At 31.1% G+C, this 18,586-nt stretch carries 13 protein-coding genes; 11 read left to right on the top strand and 2 right to left on the bottom strand.

What is annotated here, in order from left to right:
• Window position 1 precedes the first annotated feature (1 nt).
• The 3 genes from coaE (at window position 2) to ABMY20_RS14500 (ending at window position 2,977) form a co-directional block, all read left to right on the top strand.
• Window positions 2-592, top strand: a complete 591-nt coding sequence (gene coaE / locus ABMY20_RS14490) for a dephospho-CoA kinase (RefSeq protein WP_239180327.1) — start codon at window positions 2-4, stop codon at window positions 590-592.
• A gap of 109 nt (window positions 593-701) precedes the next feature.
• Entirely contained in the window at window positions 702-2,267 is a 1,566-nt protein-coding gene (locus ABMY20_RS14495) for a HAMP domain-containing sensor histidine kinase (RefSeq protein ID WP_047789268.1), read from the top strand.
• 11 nt (window positions 2,268-2,278) lie between these two features.
• Complete coding sequence (locus tag ABMY20_RS14500) at window positions 2,279-2,977, top strand: response regulator transcription factor (RefSeq protein ID WP_047789269.1); 699 nt, start codon at window positions 2,279-2,281, stop codon at window positions 2,975-2,977.
• A gap of 67 nt (window positions 2,978-3,044) precedes the next feature.
• Here ABMY20_RS14500 and ABMY20_RS14505 read toward each other — a convergent pair whose 3' ends face one another.
• Entirely contained in the window at window positions 3,045-3,578 is a 534-nt protein-coding gene (locus tag ABMY20_RS14505; RefSeq protein ID WP_159492472.1) for a hypothetical protein, read from the bottom strand.
• A gap of 192 nt (window positions 3,579-3,770) precedes the next feature.
• Here ABMY20_RS14505 and ABMY20_RS14510 point away from each other — a divergent pair, with 192 nt between their 5' ends.
• From ABMY20_RS14510 to ABMY20_RS14535, 6 genes are all read left to right on the top strand, one after another.
• Entirely contained in the window at window positions 3,771-4,667 is an 897-nt protein-coding gene (locus ABMY20_RS14510; protein WP_073181260.1) for an ATP-binding cassette domain-containing protein, read from the top strand.
• A 9-nt stretch (window positions 4,668-4,676) separates the two neighbouring features.
• A complete protein-coding gene (locus tag ABMY20_RS14515; RefSeq protein ID WP_349265628.1) occupies window positions 4,677-5,525 on the top strand; it encodes an ABC transporter permease in 849 nt (282 codons plus the stop codon).
• A gap of 50 nt (window positions 5,526-5,575) precedes the next feature.
• Entirely contained in the window at window positions 5,576-8,425 is a 2,850-nt protein-coding gene (locus ABMY20_RS14520) for a T9SS type B sorting domain-containing protein (RefSeq protein ID WP_349265629.1), read from the top strand.
• 11 nt (window positions 8,426-8,436) lie between these two features.
• Window positions 8,437-11,049 (top strand): T9SS type B sorting domain-containing protein, encoded by a 2,613-nt coding sequence (locus ABMY20_RS14525; RefSeq protein ID WP_349265630.1) that lies wholly within the window; start codon window positions 8,437-8,439, stop codon window positions 11,047-11,049.
• 65 nt (window positions 11,050-11,114) lie between these two features.
• Entirely contained in the window at window positions 11,115-13,103 is a 1,989-nt protein-coding gene (gene uvrB, locus ABMY20_RS14530) for an excinuclease ABC subunit UvrB (protein WP_349265631.1), read from the top strand.
• Between the two features lie 32 nt (window positions 13,104-13,135).
• Complete coding sequence (locus ABMY20_RS14535; protein ID WP_349265632.1) at window positions 13,136-13,759, top strand: hypothetical protein; 624 nt, start codon at window positions 13,136-13,138, stop codon at window positions 13,757-13,759.
• Window positions 13,760-13,860: 101 nt separating this feature from the next.
• Here ABMY20_RS14535 and sucC read toward each other — a convergent pair whose 3' ends face one another.
• The gene (sucC, locus tag ABMY20_RS14540; RefSeq protein ID WP_239180343.1) at window positions 13,861-15,057 is read right to left on the bottom strand and encodes an ADP-forming succinate--CoA ligase subunit beta; all 1,197 of its coding nucleotides are present in this window, start codon (window positions 15,055-15,057) and stop codon (window positions 13,861-13,863) included.
• A gap of 243 nt (window positions 15,058-15,300) precedes the next feature.
• Between sucC and ABMY20_RS14545 the strand changes: the two genes are divergently transcribed.
• Both ABMY20_RS14545 and ABMY20_RS14550 read left to right on the top strand, forming a co-directional pair.
• Window positions 15,301-17,835, top strand: coding sequence for a DUF5916 domain-containing protein (locus ABMY20_RS14545; protein ID WP_349265633.1), 2,535 nt, complete (start codon window positions 15,301-15,303; stop codon window positions 17,833-17,835).
• An 88-nt stretch (window positions 17,836-17,923) separates the two neighbouring features.
• The gene (locus tag ABMY20_RS14550; RefSeq protein WP_047790643.1) at window positions 17,924-18,586 is read left to right on the top strand and encodes an ABC transporter ATP-binding protein; all 663 of its coding nucleotides are present in this window, start codon (window positions 17,924-17,926) and stop codon (window positions 18,584-18,586) included.

The raw sequence follows: 18,586 nt of genomic DNA on the forward strand, positions 1-18,586 counted from the left end.
CATGGTAATAGGTTTAACAGGAGGAATTGGTAGTGGAAAATCTACTGTAATTAATATCTTTTCAGAATTTGAAAATATTGCTATTTATATTGCTGATGATGAAGCCAAAAAGTTAATGAACACATCAAAAAGGATAAAAGAACAATTAATCACTGAATTTGGGGAGGAAGTATATATAAACCACAAACTAAATAGGTCTTATTTAGCCTCAATAGTTTTTAATAACAAGAAAAAGTTAGCTATTCTTAATGCCATTGTACACCCTGCTGTTAACAAACATTTGCAACAGTTCTTAAAAAAAAATAGTGTTAAAGATTATATATTATACGAAAATGCAATTCTTTTCGAAAACGGAAGTGACTCTTTTTGTGATAAAATAATTACAGTAACCGCTCCAGAGCATATAAGAATTGAACGCGTTATCAAAAGAGATAGGACTACAATACAAGAGGTAAAAAATAGAATTAAAAACCAATGGAGTGAAACAAAAAAAATACTACAATCTAATTATTTAATTAACAATATTTCACTATTAAAAACAAAAGATGAAGTATTAAAAATCCATAATTATTTAACAAAAAGTAGAAAATAATTTACGTTTCAATAACCTTTTGTGTTAAAATTGTCTTAATTTTATAGTAAGTTTGTTAATCTAAGTTAAAAGATTATACGCCTAAAATTTATTAATTTATTTTTGAGTAATGGGCAAGAAAATTTTTATTCTCATTGTTGTTTTAATGAGTATTTCTCTAATAGGTATCATCTCCATTCAAGTATATTGGATAAATGATGCTATTAAAAATAAAAAGGAACAATTTAAAAATAATGTAAAAATTGCTTTAGCTCGTACCTCCGAAAATATTAAGGAAAGAGAGTATTTAGAATTTAAGCAAAATTATAAAGATTATTTTGAAAACAATAAACTCAGAACAGACGCAGAAATAACAACTTTTCTTTTCCAACAAGTTGATACTGTAAGTAAAAAAAAGTTTTCATTTGGTAGTACTATTTTAGAAGAAAGTATTAAAATGCCTAACGAGTTTGTTGATAATGATTCTATCATTATAAAACGTTACTCAGGAAAAGAAGATATTTATTTTTCACAAATAATAAAATCTGAAAACAAAGATTTTAAACCTTTTTTAGATGAAAATCGTTATTCTTCTTTCAGAACATATAACACATGGAATGATGAAGTTATGGAACATGCTTTTAGAAGAAGTAAAGCTGTGTTTCCTATTAATCAAAGAATAAGTAATAAGGAGCTAAGTAATACTTTAGAGGAAGAGTTTGCTAAAATGAATATTACACAAGATTTTAAATATGTTGTTTATGAAGATGGTTTAGCTACTCAATTAAAATCTGGGTATTTTAATATACAACCAGAGGATATTAATTACCCTTTACTAGAAGATGAAGACGGAAATAGCAATTATAAGCTATATGTTAAGTTTCCTAATGAAAAAAAGAACCTGTTATCAGGTATGATGAAAATATTGATACTATCTTTATTTTTTATAGGAATTATTATTGCTGCTTTTTCCACCTCATTGTATCAGTTAATTCGCCAAAAAAAGATTTCTGAAATAAAAACAGATTTCATTAACAATATGACACATGAGTTTAAAACACCTATTGCTACCATAAACTTGGCTTTAGATGCTATTAAAAACCCAAGAATTATATCAGATGAAGAAAAGGTGAAACGGTATGTTCAAATGATTCGTGATGAAAACAAACGAATGCACGGGCAGGTAGAAAATGTATTACGAATTTCAAGGTTAGAAAAAAATCAAATAGAAATTAGTAAGGATGCAGTAGACATGCACGATATAATTGAAGAAGCTGTTGAACATATACAACTATTAACTGATGATAAAAAAGGAAGTGTTACAACGCACCTCAAAGCTATTTCTTCTGAAGTACTTGGTAATCAGTTTCATCTAACAAATGTAGTTGTTAACATGTTGGAAAATGCTTTAAAATATTCTGAAAGTGCACCTAAAATAGATGTATTTTCTGAAAACACAAATAAATACTTTATCTTTAAGATTAAAGACGAAGGTATAGGAATGAGCAGAAATGCTCAAAAGTATGTGTTCGATAAATTTTATAGAGAACATAAAGGGAATATACACAATGTAAAAGGTCATGGATTAGGTTTAGCTTATGTAAAAGAAATCATAGACAGTCACCAAGGCACCGTTTACGTTGAAAGTGAAAAAGGGAAAGGAAGCACATTTACAGTTAAATTACCATTAATATAAAATATTAAGAAATGGGGAGTAAAAAAATATTATTAGTAGAAGACGATCCTAATTTTGGAACAGTTCTTAAAGATTATTTAGCATTAAATGATTACAATGTTACACATGCTAAAGACGGAATAGATGGTTTAATTATGTTTAAAAATGCAGAATATGACTTATGTATTTTAGATGTAATGATGCCACGTAAAGATGGTTTTTCTTTAGCTGAAGACATTCGTTCAACTAACAAAGAAATTCCTATTATCTTCTTAACTGCAAAAACATTAAAAGAAGATGTTTTAAAAGGGTATCAAGTTGGTGCAGACGATTACTTAAATAAACCTTTTGATTCTGAAGTTTTATTACATAAAATTAAAGCAATTTTACAACGTAAAGAAACAGAAAAGACAAACGACAGTGATGAATTTGAGTTTAAAATTGGGTCTTTTGATTTTAACTCTAAACTACGTCATTTAATATATAAAGGTGGAGAACCTCAAAAGTTATCACCTAAAGAAAGTAAACTTTTACGAATGTTAGCTGTGCATAAAAATGACTTAATGCCACGTGAATTGGCGTTGACAAAGATTTGGCGAGATGACAACTATTTTACTTCTCGTAGTATGGATGTATACATTGCTAAACTTCGTAAATACCTGAAGAATGATGAAAATGTAGAAATTTTAAATATACATGGTGAAGGGTTTAGGTTAATTGATAACAAATAATGTCATTTTAAATAAGAAAAGCTTAGGTAAACCCTAAGCTTTTTTTATTATCTATCCTATTTGTTTTCTAACTACGTTCTAATGATTTATCAACAGTACTGTACTTTCCGTTATAACTTCCTGTTACTACACTTCCATTAGCCTTTTTAACTTTGAATTCTAATGAAATATCAGTTTCATTAATTGAATTTATAGTTAAAGTAACTTCATCTCCTGTTTCATACTCCATTAACAATTGCTCATTATCATACTCTCCTAAAAACTCTCCATCCGTCATAAATTCATACCATAAACTGTCTGTTGTATAAGTTTTTGAAGTTAAGCCTTTATCACGAACAGTAATTGTAAATAAATCCACCTCAGTTAAAGCTGTACCAGAGTTTCGAGCAGCTTCTATATCTTCTTCAGTAACATTCAATAAGTGTAAGAATACAGAAGGCGTATCTCCTTTCATGAATTTCTCTACCAAAATTGATTCTATCGAATAATTTTCACCTTCAATTATAAATTGATTTGGTGTTTCTTGAACATCATCAGATGAACAGCTTACATAAAAAACAGTTGTTAAAATAATTGCTAATAAGTAGTCTATTTTTTTCATAATTGTATAATTTGACATGCAAAACTACCTTAGTTTTAAAGCATCTAGTTAAATTTACTTCTGAATATATCATGCATTTTTCTAAAAAGCTAAACTTTCCTTTTAAACTATTTTCTACTACTTTTTTTATACATTGTAACAATAATTTACATCAATCGTCAAATACATATAATCAACAAAAACCAAAATAGCTTGGAAACAATTTTATCTATTCGAAACCTCGATAAAAAATACGGAAAAGTTCATGCCGTAAACAATCTTTCTTTCGATATACAAAAAGGCACAGTGTACGGAATTTTAGGACCTAACGGAAGTGGTAAATCTACTACTTTAGGTATTATTTTAAATGTAGTAAACAAAACCTCAGGGAGTTTTAGCTGGTTCAATGGAAACTTATCTACACATGAAGCATTAAAAAAAGTAGGAGCTATCATTGAACGCCCTAATTTTTACCCTTACATGAGCGCCGTTCAAAACTTGCAGTTAATTTGTAAAATTAAAGGAGTTTCGTACGATAAAATTGAAGAAAAACTCAAGATTGTTAATCTTTTTGAACGTAGAAATAGTAAGTTTAAAACTTACTCTTTAGGAATGAAACAGCGCTTAGCTATCGCTTCTGCCCTATTAAATGATCCAGAAATTTTGATTTTGGACGAACCTACAAACGGACTTGACCCACAAGGAATTCACGAGATTCGTCAAATAATTAAAGAAATTGCTAAAAATGGTACTACAATTTTACTAGCCTCTCACTTACTCGATGAAGTTGAAAAAGTATGTTCTCATGTAGTCGTAATAAGAAATGGTATAAAATTATATAGCGGTAGAGTTGATGAGATGACTGCTTCCAATGGATTTTTTGAACTTCAAGCAGATAATCAAGAAATACTTACTCAGCTTTTAGAAAATCATCCAGCAATAGGAAACATCAAAGAAGAAAATGGAATTTTAATAGCTAGTCTAGCTTCAGAATTATCTGCTTCAGAAATTAATACATTTTTATTTGACAAAGGAATTTCTCTTTCTCACTTAGTGAAACGTAAACCTAGTTTAGAGCAACAATTCTTAGACCTTACCAACAACCAATAAACTTACACCATGTTACGACTTTTAAATATAGAAATTCATAAATTAAAATATAACAGAGCTAGTAAAGTTCTTTCAATTATCTATTTCGCATTATTAACCTCTATTGCTTTAATTGCAGCAATAAAGTTTGATATTGGCCCCATTAAATTTCATTTAGCTGAACAAGGAATTTTTAATTTTCCATATATCTGGCACTTTAACACATATATGGCTGCCATATTTAAATTCTTTTTACTACTAGTTATTGTTTCCATGATGGCCAACGAGTACAGTTATAAAACGTTAAAACAAAACTTAATAGACGGTTTAAGTAAAAAGGAATTTATTCTATCAAAATTTTATACCGTTATAGCTTTTGCTTTTATTTCAACCATCTTTGTTTTTATTGTCTCTTTAATTCTTGGAGCTATCTATTCTGATTTTAATGAAATAGCCATTATATTTTCAGACTTAGATTATTTATTCGCTTTCTTCGTAAAATTATTAGGCTTTTTCTCCTTTGGGTTGTTTTTAGGTGTCTTGATTAAACGCTCTGCATTTGCTGTTGCTGCCATGATTGTTTGGTTAATTGTTGAAAGTTTAATTAAAGGATATTTATACTGGACTTTTAGAAACGTAAAAACGGGGGTTGAGGAAGCTGTAAACTCAATCATGCAATTTTTCCCGCTAGAGTCTATGGCTAATTTAATTAAAGAACCATTTACAAGATTAGGTGCAGTAAAATCAGTAGCTAATCAAATAGGAGAAAATTTCACTAAAGATTATTCAGTTAGCCTATTCAACATAACAATTGTATTAATTTGGACAGCTATTTTTATTTACTCATCATACGCTTTGTTAAAAAAAAGAGATTTATAGAGGATTTTATGTAGTTTAGTTGTTTTATTTATATAATTAAATTCATTTTAATGAAAAAACAACTACTTCTAGCGTTTTTTATTATTGTCTCTATATCACTTTATAGCCAAAAAGAAGCAAATGTTTGGTATTTTGGAAATAATGCAGGGCTCGATTTTAACTCTGGAAGTCCGGTAGCTTTAAATGATGGATTATTGAAAACCGATGAAGGTTGTTCATCTATTTCTGACGAAAACGGGAACCTTTTATTTTATTCAGATGGTATTAATATTTGGACGAAAAACCATGAACTAATGCGTTACTCTAACGGTAATTTAGCTAATGACCTGCAAGGTAACCCTTCAAGTTCACAGTCTGGTTTAATTATTCCAAACCCTGAAGATAAAAATCTTTATTATATTTTTACTGTAGGAACAGATTTTATTGGTAACCTTCCTTACCCTGACAATCCAGGGTTTAGGTTTTACACCATAGATATTTCTAAAGGAAATGGAGGAGAAATTATTTCTGGCCCTGTTAACCTTTCTAATGGTCGAGATAGAGAATGGTCTGAAAAAGTTACAGCCGTTCAAGGAAAAGACTGTAAAGAAATATGGATTTTATCTATCGTACAAGATACTTTTTACGCCTATAAAATTGATAAAAACGGAGTGGACTCTACAAACCCTGTTACCTCATCTTCATCTTACTATTTAAGAGATAAAAGAGGATATTTAAAAACATCTCCAGATGGAAGTAAAGTAGCACTTGCTGACTTTACAAATGATGGAAGTGGAAAATTAGTTTTATACGATTTTGATAACGCAACAGGTAAAGTAGCTTCTAACGGGCTAATTCTTACAAGTGGTCCAACTGATGGTTCTCCTTATGGTGTTGAGTTTTCTCAAGAATCTACAAAACTATACTCTTCTTTATATCATGAAAACAGTAACTCTTTCAGAGTTTTTCAATATAATTTATTAGATGCTAACATCGCACAAACTAAAACTCAAGTCCATCAAGAGCAAGGTTATAGAGGTGCTTTACAATTAGCTCCAAACGGAAAGATATATGCTTCCATACCAGATAGAGCCTATTTGGGAGCTATAGAGAATCCAGAAGATAATGCTACTGATATTCAATATACTTCAAACGCTGTAAACTTAGGTGGCGCCATGTCTTCACAAGGATTACCTCCTTTTATTCAGTCGTTTTTTGCACCTGTAAAATTAATCAATCTAGCTAACAATGAGGTTTTAAACAATAGCAACCAAGTTTTTTGTATTGGAGAAAGTTATCAAATTCAACCAGAAAAAAACAACCCTAGCGATACATATACATGGTTTAAAGATGGAAAAGAAATAGCCAAAACAAGAATATTAACTGTTGATAACACTAATTTTGGAAGTGGTTTATACGAAATAAAAATAGAATCTAATTCTTACTGTAAAAAAACATTCACTGGTAAAGTACAAATAACATTTGAACCAAAACCTACAATTAATCCGATTCAACCTTATATACAATGTGACTTTGATAATAATCGTTACGATGGGTTTACTACCTTTAATCTTAAGCTTTTGGAAATATTATTGGTTGATGACTCTTCTAATCTTTCAATAGATTTTTTTGAAACCACTGACACTAGTTTTTCATCTCCAATTAACAAAAATAATTACACTAATTTAATAGCAATAAACCACTCCATAACTGTAAAAATTACAAATAACACTACTCAATGTTATCAAACGGATATTATTAATTTACAAGTAAACCCAACGGGATTAACTTATTATAGCGATGAACACATCCATGAATTAGATGAAAATGCATCCAATCCTGATGCCAAATTTAGCGTTGGCACTAACAACGGTTTTCTTGACTTCTCTTTGAAGACGCAACAAATAATTAATAATTCAGGTGGATCGCTATCAGAAAATACTCACGATTTTCAATACTACAGAACAGCAGAAGATGCTTCCTTACAAATAAATCAAATTATCCCCCCATACGAAGATGACTTATTTACCAACAATTCTGATGTATATATTAGAATTTCAAATAAAGGAGCTACATCTTGTGAAGCAGTTGGTAATTTTAAAATTTTTGTAGAAAAAATCCCTATCCCCAAAGGTAATTTAAATAACATTATCCTATGTGTTGATAACCCAAGGCTAAGCCCTCAACCACATACAGTTGAATTAAATGCCGATACAGGTAATGCTACAGACACATACAAATGGTATCTAGATGGTAAATTACTCTCTGGAGAAACATCTGCTATATACAATGCTAATTCTTCAGGAGAATATAAAGTTGAAGCCTATAGGACTCATCCAAACATCACCTCCCCTTTTATGGGATATAATACATTTTTTGTAAAAGAATCCAATCAAGCGTTAATTGTAAACATTAAATCAGTAGACGATCAAGACAATCCAGATAATAATAAAATTGAAATTACTGTTGATGGATTAGGAGACTATAAATACGCTTTAAATAGTACAAACCTTAGTGACTTTGTTAAAGGAGATGAAAATGTCTCATACACATTTACCAATATTCCTCCTGGACTAAATTCTATTTCAATTACAGATCGTAACGGATGTGGAATTACTACATCTAATCAGATTTCAACTATCTATTTTCAACGTCATTTCACCCCAAATAATGACGGACATTTTGATACATGGAAAGTTTTAGGTGTCGATAATGATTACTATGATGTTGTTAAAGTTCAAATTTTTAATCGCTTTGGAAAATTAATTAATGAAATTACTGATAAAAATAGTCAGGGTTGGGATGGTATATACAACGGTACTATTCTTCCTTCAAATGATTATTGGTACAATGCTGAGTTAATTGATAAAAGTGGAAGAACCCGAAAAAAGACAGGGCATTTCTCTTTACTGAGGAAATAATTTACACATTTATGAAAAAGACATTTTTTTTTAGTTTATTTTTTATTTGCTTACACGTATTTGCTCAAAATGATTGCTCAGATGCAATCGTAGTTTGCGGTAACAGTGGTTTTCAAAACTTAAATGCTACCGGTGTAGGTATTCAAGAGCTTTCAGGTTCAAATACATGCTCTAGCCAAGAAAATAATAGTTTATGGATTAAAATTAAAATTGATAAAGGAGGAACATTAGGTTTTACACTTACTCCTACCAACTCAAATGGTAGTCATAATACAGATATTAATATCGATTTTGATTTTTTTATCTTTGGACCAAATGTAAGTTGTGGAAACATCGGTCAAGCCATACGCTGTTCTACTACAAACCCAGCAGCAAGTAACCAAGGAAATAACCTAACAGGTATTAGAGCATCTGAAACAGATGTCTCTGAAGGCCCAGGCCCTCAAGGCAATAGCTTTGTTCGTTCATTAAATGTAAACGATAATGATTCTTATTTTTTGGTCATTGATAGGCCTATAGGTAATAGTAGTTTCAAAATTGATTGGACTGGTAGTGCTACTTTTAACAAGCCTCCAACAATCAATCCTCCGACAGTTGGTCAATCGTACGACTTGGAAGAATGTGACAGCGATGGTACTTTCGATAATAGCACTAATTTTGACCTTACTACCAACGACAATCTAATATTAAACGGTCAAACAGATGTTAAAATTAGCTATCATTTGAGTAATAATGATGCTCAAACTAACACAAACCCTATTCCAAATCCAAATACCTTTAAAAACACAAGCAATCCTCAAAAAATATTTATACGGTTAACAAACATAAAATCAGAATGTTTCTCTGTAACCGATTATAATATTATTGTAAACAACAATATTAATGTTACTCCTCCATCAGATTATATTGTATGTGATGATACTGATAGTGGAAGCAATACCGATGGTTTATATAGTTCTTTTTTACTATCTTCAAAAGATAATGAAATTTTAGGTATGTTAGACCCAAATACACATACCATAAACTACTATCATAGTCTTTCAGATGCACAAAACAACTTAAACCCTATTAATAAAAACTCTCTTTATACTAATGTTTCAAAAAATACTCAAACTGTTTTTGTTAGAGTTGAGAATAATGTTGGATGCTTAAATACTTCAACTAGTTTTAATCTAATTATAAATCCTGTTCCCTCATTTATTATGTTACCTCCTTATCAGCAATGTGATTTTGACAACAATCCTGCTGATGGTTTTACTACATTTAACTTACAGAGTAAAGAAGCAGAGTTATCAAATAACGATACAAATGTGACTATTCTCTTTTTTAACGATCAAACTGATTTTGACAATAACATATCAATAACATCACCACAAAATTACACTAACACTTCACCTTTCAACCAAACACTACTTGTAAAAATTATAAATAATACAACACAATGCTTCAATACAGGAAGCTTAGATTTAGTTGTTAACTCATCTGGTCTAGATACTTTTGACGACATGTATTCTTGTGAACTAGATATTAATGCTTCTAACCCTAATGCTACTCAAAGTATAGGTAGTCAAAACACATTCTTTAATTTTGATATAAAAAAGAATGATATTATTACAAAATCAAATGGCGCGTTAACAAGTAACACCCATTCTATTGAGTTTTATAGAACAGCAAACGATGCCTCATTACAAACAAACAAAATTCTACCTCCATATGATGATGATTTATTTACTAATAACACAGAAGTATTTGTAAGAATTATATCAAAAAATAACAACGCTTGCGAAAGTGTCGGTAAGTTTACCCTACATGTTATAGATTTGCCTGTTCCTCAAGGAAACCCTGATAATATTATTCTTTGCGTTGATAACCCAAGGTTAAATCCTCAACCACATACGACCCTTTTGAATGCTGATTCAGGAAATACTGCTGACACTTACAAGTGGTATTTAAATGGAAAATTACTCTCTGGAGAAACATCAGCTGTATACAATGCTAATTCTTCAGGAGAATATAAAGTTGAAGCCTATAGAACTCACCCAAACATCACTTCCCCTTTTATGGGATATAATACATTTTTTGTTAAAGAATCCAATCAAGCGTTAATTGTAAACATTAAATCAGTAGACGATCAAGACAATCCAGATAATAATAAAATTGAAATTACTGTGGACGGAATTGGTGATTATGAGTTTGCTTTAAATAGTACAAACCTTAGTGACTTTGTTAAAGGAGATGAAAATCTATCATACACATTTACCAATATTCCTCCTGGACTAAATTCTATTTCAATTACAGATCGTAACGGATGCGGAATTACTACATCTAATCAAATTTCAACTATCTATTTTCAACGTCATTTCACTCCAAATAATGACGGACACTTTGATACATGGAAAGTTTTAGGTGTCGATAATGATTATTATGATGTTGTTAAAGTTCAAATTTTTAATCGCTTTGGAAAATTAATTAATGAAATTACTGATAAAAATAGTCAGGGTTGGGATGGTATATACAACGGTACTATTCTTCCTTCAAATGATTATTGGTACAATGCTGAATTGATAGACTCTAATGGGAAAGTTAGAAAAAAGACAGGACATTTTTCATTAATTAGAAAGTAAGTTTATAATCAAACAGATAATAAATACGGATAGTTTAATTGAAAAGCTATCCGTATTTTTGTTGAATGAACTTCGAATTAAACTCAGAATTTAAACCTACAGGTGATCAACCCCAAGCGATTAAACAATTAGCTAATGGGATTTTAGTTAATGAAAAGTACCAAACACTTTTAGGTGTTACTGGTTCAGGAAAAACATTTTCTGTTGCCAACGTAGTTGCAGAAGTAAATCGACCAACACTTGTTTTAGCCCATAACAAAACCTTAGCTGCTCAATTATACTCTGAGTTCAAGCAGTTCTTTCCTAACAATGCTGTGGAGTATTTTGTTTCATACTATGATTACTACCAACCCGAAGCTTATATTCCTGTTACGGGAACGTACATTGAGAAAGATCTGTCTATCAATGATGAAATAGAACGCTTGCGAATTAGTACTTCCTCTTCCCTTCTTTCAGGACGTCGAGATGTATTAGTTGTAGCCTCAGTTTCTTGTTTATACGGTATTGGTAATCCAACTGAATTCAAAAAAAACGTTATTACTATTGAAGTTGATCAGCAAATATCTCGCACCAAATTTTTACATCGCTTAGTAACCAGTTTATATGCCCGTACAGAAGTTGAGATAAAAAGCGGAACATTTAAAGTAAAAGGAGATGTAGTAACCATTTATCCATCCTACGGTGAAAATGGTTATAAAATTCATTTTTTTGGTGATGAAATCGAAGAAATTGAGACCTTCGACATAGAAACTAATGAAATTATTACACGTTTAGAAAAACTCAATATTTATCCTGCCAACTTATTTGTAACCTCACCTGATATACTACAAAATGCCATTCATCAAATTCAGGAAGATATGGTAAAACAAGTAGATTACTTTAAAGAAATCGGTAAACATCTAGAAGCAAAACGTTTACAAGAGCGCACCGAATTCGACTTAGAAATGATTCGTGAGCTGGGATATTGTTCAGGAATTGAAAATTATTCTCGTTATTTAGACGGTCGAGAAGCAGGTACACGACCTTTCTGTTTGTTAGATTATTTTCCTGATGATTATTTGATGGTGATTGATGAAAGTCACGTAACCGTTCCACAAGTTCACGCAATGTACGGAGGAGATAGAAGCCGAAAAGAAAACTTGGTAGAATATGGCTTCCGCTTACCTGCTGCGATGGATAACCGCCCGTTAAAGTTTGAAGAATTTGAAGCTCTACAAAATCAAGTGATTTATGTTTCGGCAACTCCAGCTGATTACGAATTACAAAAAACCGAAGGTCTATTTGTAGAGCAAGTTATTCGACCTACAGGACTGTTAGATCCTGAAATTGAAGTTCGACCGAGTTTAAATCAAATTGATGATTTAATTGAAGAAATTCAAATTCGTATAGAAAAAGACGAACGTACCTTGGTTACCACACTTACCAAACGTATGGCAGAAGAATTAGCCAAGTACTTAACTCGTATTCAAGTACGTTGTCGTTATATTCATTCTGATGTTGACACCTTAGAACGTGTAGAAATTATGCAAGACTTACGTAAAGGCTTGTTTGATGTACTCATTGGAGTAAACTTACTTCGTGAAGGATTAGATCTTCCAGAAGTCTCTTTAGTAGCTATTTTAGATGCTGACAAAGAAGGTTTTTTACGTTCACACCGTTCGTTAACACAAACCGTAGGTCGTGCTGCACGTAACGTAAATGGAAAAGCAATTATGTATGCAGATAAAATTACCAATAGCATGCAACTCACCATTGACGAGACCACTCGTAGACGCGAAAAACAAATTAATTACAACACAGCACATGGAATTACACCAAAGCAAATCAACAAAAGGATAGACAATACTTTATCTAAAAACGCGATTACTTCTTATCATTACGATAATGCCACACAAAAAGCTGCAGAGCAAGATTTAGAATACCTATCAAAACAAGAAATAGAAAAACGTATACGCGACAAACGCAAACAAATGGAAGAAGCTGCCAAAGCTTTAGACTTTTTAGTTGCAGCGCAATTACGTGATGAAATTGAAGTTTTGAAAGAAAAATTGTGATTCTATAAAAATCATGTATTTTTATAGAAAAAATGCAAAAATTTTTAACTTCACTTTTTACTATAATTACTTTAGGTGCTTATGCTCAATTGAAAGATACTATTTTTCTTAATGAAAATTCTATAAAACTCACTAAAGAAGCGTATTTTTCAAACGAAAAAAATGAGCATTTTTTTCATTTCAAAACACAAAAAGATTCAACTACAACAATCCTAATAAAAGTTGCTCAAAGAAAATATGGGAGAATTGATATCAATACCCATAATAAAATAAAAAAATATCTTTTCTTTTTATCTAACAAAGAAATTGACTCATCAAAAACTATTATTATTAATTATTTCCCAAAGCAAGACAACTGTTGTATTCCTAACAATCCTTGGAGCATTGCTAGTATTAAAAGTTTTAAGCGTTTCGTTCAAAAATTAAAGAATAAAGAACATATATATCAGTTTTTTATTTTTAAAGATACACGTACAGTTAATAACTTTAGTGATTACTTTTCTTGGTACGCAGATAAAGAGTCAATTATAGAAAAAACGTTCTTTAAATTCCAATATCCTTGTTACAGTTATATCATTATTAAACCTAATGGGAACTATTTTACATTTAGAGGAGAATATTATGCACCAGAAATAATAGGTCTCCTTAGCAGGTAAACTTTTGAAGCTTTAAATCTCTTTGTTTAAAACAAAAAACCTCACTGTAACAGTGAGGTTTTTAAATATATTACTAAGAATTAATTAAAAAAAGCTTTAAGTTAAGCACCTAAAACTTCCCCTACTTTGTCAGCAGCCTCTTGGAACTCAGTAGCTGAGATTATCTCCATTCCGCTATTGTCTATTAATTCTTTTGCTTCTTTAGCATTTGTTCCTTGTAAACGACAAATAATAGGCACATTAATTTTGTCTCCCATATTTTTATAAGCATCTACAACACCTTGAGCAACACGATCACAACGAACGATTCCTCCAAAAATATTTACTAAGATAGCTTTTACATTAGGGTCTTTTAAAATGATTCCGAAAGCAGTTTCAACACGCTGTGCATCTGCAGTACCACCAACATCTAAGAAGTTAGCTGGATCACCACCTGCTTGCTTAATTAAATCCATAGTTCCCATTGCTAAACCAGCTCCGTTTACCATGCATCCAACATTACCATCTAAATCTACATAGTTTAATCCTGCAGCTTTAGCTTCTACCTCAATTGGATTTTCTTCACGTAAATCACGCATTGCTGCATAATCTTTATGACGATATAATGCATTCTCATCTAACGATACTTTAGCATCTACTGCCATAATTTTATCATCAGATGTTTTTAATACTGGGTTAATTTCAAACATCGAAGAATCAGACTTGATGTATGCAGTATATAAAGCAGTAACAAATTTTACCATTTCTTTTAAAGCCCCACCGCTTAAACCTAAATTAAAAGCAATTTTACGAGCTTGAAAAGGTAATAATCCTGTTCCTGGATCAATTTCTTCTGTAAAAATTAAGTGTGGAGTTTCTTCTGCCACAGTTTCAATATCCATACCTCCTTCAGTAGAGTACATAATCATGTTTCTACCCGTAGCACGGTTTAATAAAACTGACATATAAAATTCATCTGGCTCACTATCACCAGGATAATATACATCCTCAGCAATTAACACTTGGTTAACTAACTTTCCTTCTGCTGAAGTTTGAGGAGTTACTAACATCATTCCTAAAATATCATCAGAAATGCTCTTTACTTCGTCTAAGTTTTTAGCTAACTTAACACCTCCACCTTTTCCACGACCACCTGCGTGTACTTGAGCTTTGATTACGTGCCAACCAGTACCTGTTTCTTCTGTTAATTTTTTTGCTGCTTCAACAGCTTCTTCTGGAGTATTTGCAACAATTCCGCGTTGAATACGAACGCCAAAACTGCTTAATATTTCTTTACCTTGATATTCGTGTAAGTTCATTAGATATGAATTTTTAAAAGTCGAACAAAAATACAAATTCAATTTATAATACCTTATAATTTGTACTTTAATTTATAATTAAATCAAGTTTTATTTAATTTTCATTCTACTATTTTTTTAACATTTAAACTTTTAACATTCTTTTTTTTAACACGTTTTTACTGTAATTAACATGATTTTATGATTTATTAATCCAAATCATAATAATTTAGCGCAACAACTAACACTATACATCAATAAATTATGCTTAAGATTTTAGCATTTATTATAACTTGTTTCTTCTTTATTGAAGTTACAACCGCCCAAACCATTAATAAAAATAGAAAAAAACTAAATGTAGTACGTGTAGATACCCCTCCAAAAATTGACGGAAAATTAAATGACATTGCCTGGAAAAATACTCCAGCCGCAAAAGATTTTGTAATGTTGCGTCCTGATAACGGAAAAGCAGAACCTGACACCCATAAAACAATAGTAAAATTAGTATACGATGATAATGCTATTTATATCTGTGCTAAAATGTACGATCCTGAACCATCTAAAATACCTGCAGAGTTTACTAACAGAGACAATATTGGTAACAGCGATTTCTTTTTAATAACTATTAACCCTAACGATGACGGACAAAATCCTTTTGAGTTTATAGTAACCAGTTCAGGAGCCCAAGCAGACTCAAAAGTATCTAACGGAAATGAAGATTTTAACTGGAGTGCTGTATGGGATAGCGATATTAGTATGAATGATGATTCTTGGGTTGTAGAAATGAAAATCCCTTATAGAGCTTTGCGTTTTGCTAATACTCCTGTTCAATCATGGGGAATCAATTACCACAGAAAAGTGCTCAATTTAAATGCTCAATTTACATGGAACCATATTGATAATCAACAAGGGAATTGGACTCAATATGATGGTTTATATGAAAACTTCACCAATATAAAACCTCCTACCCGATTAAACTTTTATCCGTATGCCTCGGCAACTACGACCACTAAAGATGGAAATACTGACTTTGATTGGAGTGTAGGAATGGATGTAAAGTATGGTATTACCGAAAACTTTACCTTAGATGCTACTTTAATTCCTGATTTCAGCCAAGTAGGTTTTGACAATGTTACCTTAAATTTAGGGCCTTTTGAACAGCAATTTACAGAACAACGTCAGTTTTTTACTGAAGGAACTGAACTATTTAGTAAAGGTAATTTGTTTTACTCAAGAAGAATTGGAGGACGACCAATAGATCAATTTTCTAACGAACGAAAAGACGATGATGAGTTTATTAATGGAAAAAAAATAAATGATGAAGTTATAGATGTTCCTGATAAAGTTCAAATGCTAAACGCCATAAAAATATCTGGAAGAACCAAAGGTGGTTTAGGAATAGGATTCTTTAATGCCATTACTGAAAAAACAGAAGCTACTGTTGAAAGAACTAAGCAAACAATTAATGGATTAGATACTATTAGCAATGTAAGTACTTATAAAACTACAGTTAATCCATTTTCTAATTACAATATTATGGTGTTAGACCAACAGTTTAATCAAAACTCATCTATTACCTTAATTAACACCAATGTAACTCGTGATGGACGATTTAGAGATGCTAATGTTACTGGACTTCTATGGCATGTTGAGGATAAAAAAAGTAGGTATAATATAGACGGAAGTTTTAAAATGAGTAGTATCTCTGACGATGAAGACAACCCTAATACGGGGTACACTTTCGATACCAGTATAGGTAAACATTCAGGGAATTGGCGTGGAGAAATTGGATATAATTTTGAAAATAAAGACTACAACCCTAACGATATGGGGATTCTTTTTAGCAACAACGAACAAGCTATTTATGGTTTTGTTGGCTATCGATTATTAAAACCTAAAGGAATATTCAATAATTATAGAATTAATGTTTTTTATGATATTAACTTCTTACACAATCCAGGAACGTATGTAGGTACAAATGTTAGTTTATCTTTTGGCGCTGATACAAAAAAGCGATTCAGTTTTGGAGGAAACTTGAATTATAGCACAGAACGAAAAGATTTTTTTGAACCTAGACAAGGAACTACTAGTGGAGTTTTTTTTAACAGACCTGAAAGGCTAAATGTGAATCATTGGGGGTCTACTGATTATAGAAAAAAGTTTGCAATAGACTACGATTGGTATTATACTTTTTACAAAAACAACCCTAAAGAAGATTATGGGTTTAGAGTTTCTCCTAGATATCGTTTCACTAATAAGTTTTCTTTGATTTATGGTTTTAGATATGGCAAAACCAATAACGGTCAGGGGTATGTTACAAAGATTGATAAAGATGATGTAGAAGAAAAACCTTTATTAGCTCCTTTAAAAAATCACATTATTTTCGGGCAACGAGATTGGGATACTTATGACAATTCATTAACTGGAAAATACACTTTTAGTACAAAATCAGCAGCGTCGTTATCGTTTAGGCATAATTGGAGTAAAGTTCCATATTTAGGTCTATTTTATAGTTTGAATGAAGATAATGGAGAACTTGTTTCAAATAATTATCAAGGAGAACACGATAAAAACTTTAATAGCTGGAACTTAGACTTAAACTATCAATGGCAATTTGCTCCTGGTAGTCAATTGATTTTTTTCTACAGAAACTCAATAAGGCCTGATCATGATTTTGCTCCGGCTAATATTGATTTTAAAGACAACATCTCAAAACTTTTTGACCAAAGTATGCAGCATAGATTCTCTGTTCGATTGGTTTATTTTATCGATTACAACAACATCAAAAACATAATTTAAATACTCGTTCATTTATTATTTGAAATCAGGTAAACCCTAAAGTTTATCTGATTTCTTTTTTATACATTCGTACTAAGAAAATAACACTATGATTGTTGCTAAAAACATCCACAAACATTACGGAGAGGTAGAAATATTAAAAGGCGTTGATCTTCATATAAAAAAAGGAGAAATCGTCGCTATTGTTGGTCCGTCAGGAGCAGGAAAAACAACCTTATTACAAATTTTAGGAACTTTAGATAAGCCTTTAAAAAATCAGAGCTACGAATTATTGGTCGATGGTGTTTCTATAAAAGATTTAAACGATATAAAAGTTTCTGCTTTCCGAAATAAACATATCGGATTCATTTTTCAATTTCATCAGTTGTTACCAGAGTTTACTGCCTTAGAAAACGTTTGTATTCCTGCCTTTATCGGAGGAAAAGGAAAAGTAGAAACCGAAAAAAGAGCCAAAGAATTACTAGCCTTTTTAGGATTATCACATAGAGAAAACCACAAACCTAACGAGCTTTCTGGAGGAGAGCAACAACGTGTTGCTGTTGCTAGAGCTTTAATTAACGAACCTTCTGTTATTTTTGCAGATGAACCTTCTGGAAACTTGGATTCAACCTCAGCAAAAAACTTACATGAACTGTTTTTTAAGTTACGTGATGAGTTTGGCCAAACGTTTGTATTAGTTACACACAACAAAGAATTAGCAAAAATGGCTGATAGAACACTTACAATGAAAGACGGAATTATTGTTGAATAG

Origin of the sequence: Tenacibaculum sp. SSH1-16 (assembly GCF_040104435.1) — a bacterium.
In the GTDB taxonomy this organism is placed as follows: Bacteria; Bacteroidota; Bacteroidia; order Flavobacteriales; family Flavobacteriaceae; genus Polaribacter; species Polaribacter mesophilus.

Bases quoted from the DNA above. Each gene is read 5' to 3' on its own strand.
- ABMY20_RS14500 (WP_047789269.1), top strand. From the start codon at position 2,279: ATGGGGAGTAAAAAAATATTATTAGTAGAAGACGATCCTAATTTTGGA.
- sucC (WP_239180343.1), bottom strand. From the start codon at position 15,057: ATGAACTTACACGAATATCAAGGTAAAGAAATATTAAGCAGTTTTGGC.
- ABMY20_RS14520 (WP_349265629.1), top strand. From the start codon at position 5,576: ATGAAAAAACAACTACTTCTAGCGTTTTTTATTATTGTCTCTATATCA.
- ABMY20_RS14525 (WP_349265630.1), top strand. From the start codon at position 8,437: ATGAAAAAGACATTTTTTTTTAGTTTATTTTTTATTTGCTTACACGTA.
- ABMY20_RS14545 (WP_349265633.1), top strand. From the start codon at position 15,301: ATGCTTAAGATTTTAGCATTTATTATAACTTGTTTCTTCTTTATTGAA.
- ABMY20_RS14505 (WP_159492472.1), bottom strand. From the start codon at position 3,578: ATGAAAAAAATAGACTACTTATTAGCAATTATTTTAACAACTGTTTTT.
- coaE (WP_239180327.1), top strand. From the start codon at position 2: ATGGTAATAGGTTTAACAGGAGGAATTGGTAGTGGAAAATCTACTGTA.
- ABMY20_RS14495 (WP_047789268.1), top strand. From the start codon at position 702: ATGGGCAAGAAAATTTTTATTCTCATTGTTGTTTTAATGAGTATTTCT.
- ABMY20_RS14535 (WP_349265632.1), top strand. From the start codon at position 13,136: ATGCAAAAATTTTTAACTTCACTTTTTACTATAATTACTTTAGGTGCT.
- uvrB (WP_349265631.1), top strand. From the start codon at position 11,115: ATGAACTTCGAATTAAACTCAGAATTTAAACCTACAGGTGATCAACCC.
- ABMY20_RS14515 (WP_349265628.1), top strand. From the start codon at position 4,677: ATGTTACGACTTTTAAATATAGAAATTCATAAATTAAAATATAACAGA.
- ABMY20_RS14550 (WP_047790643.1), top strand. From the start codon at position 17,924: ATGATTGTTGCTAAAAACATCCACAAACATTACGGAGAGGTAGAAATA.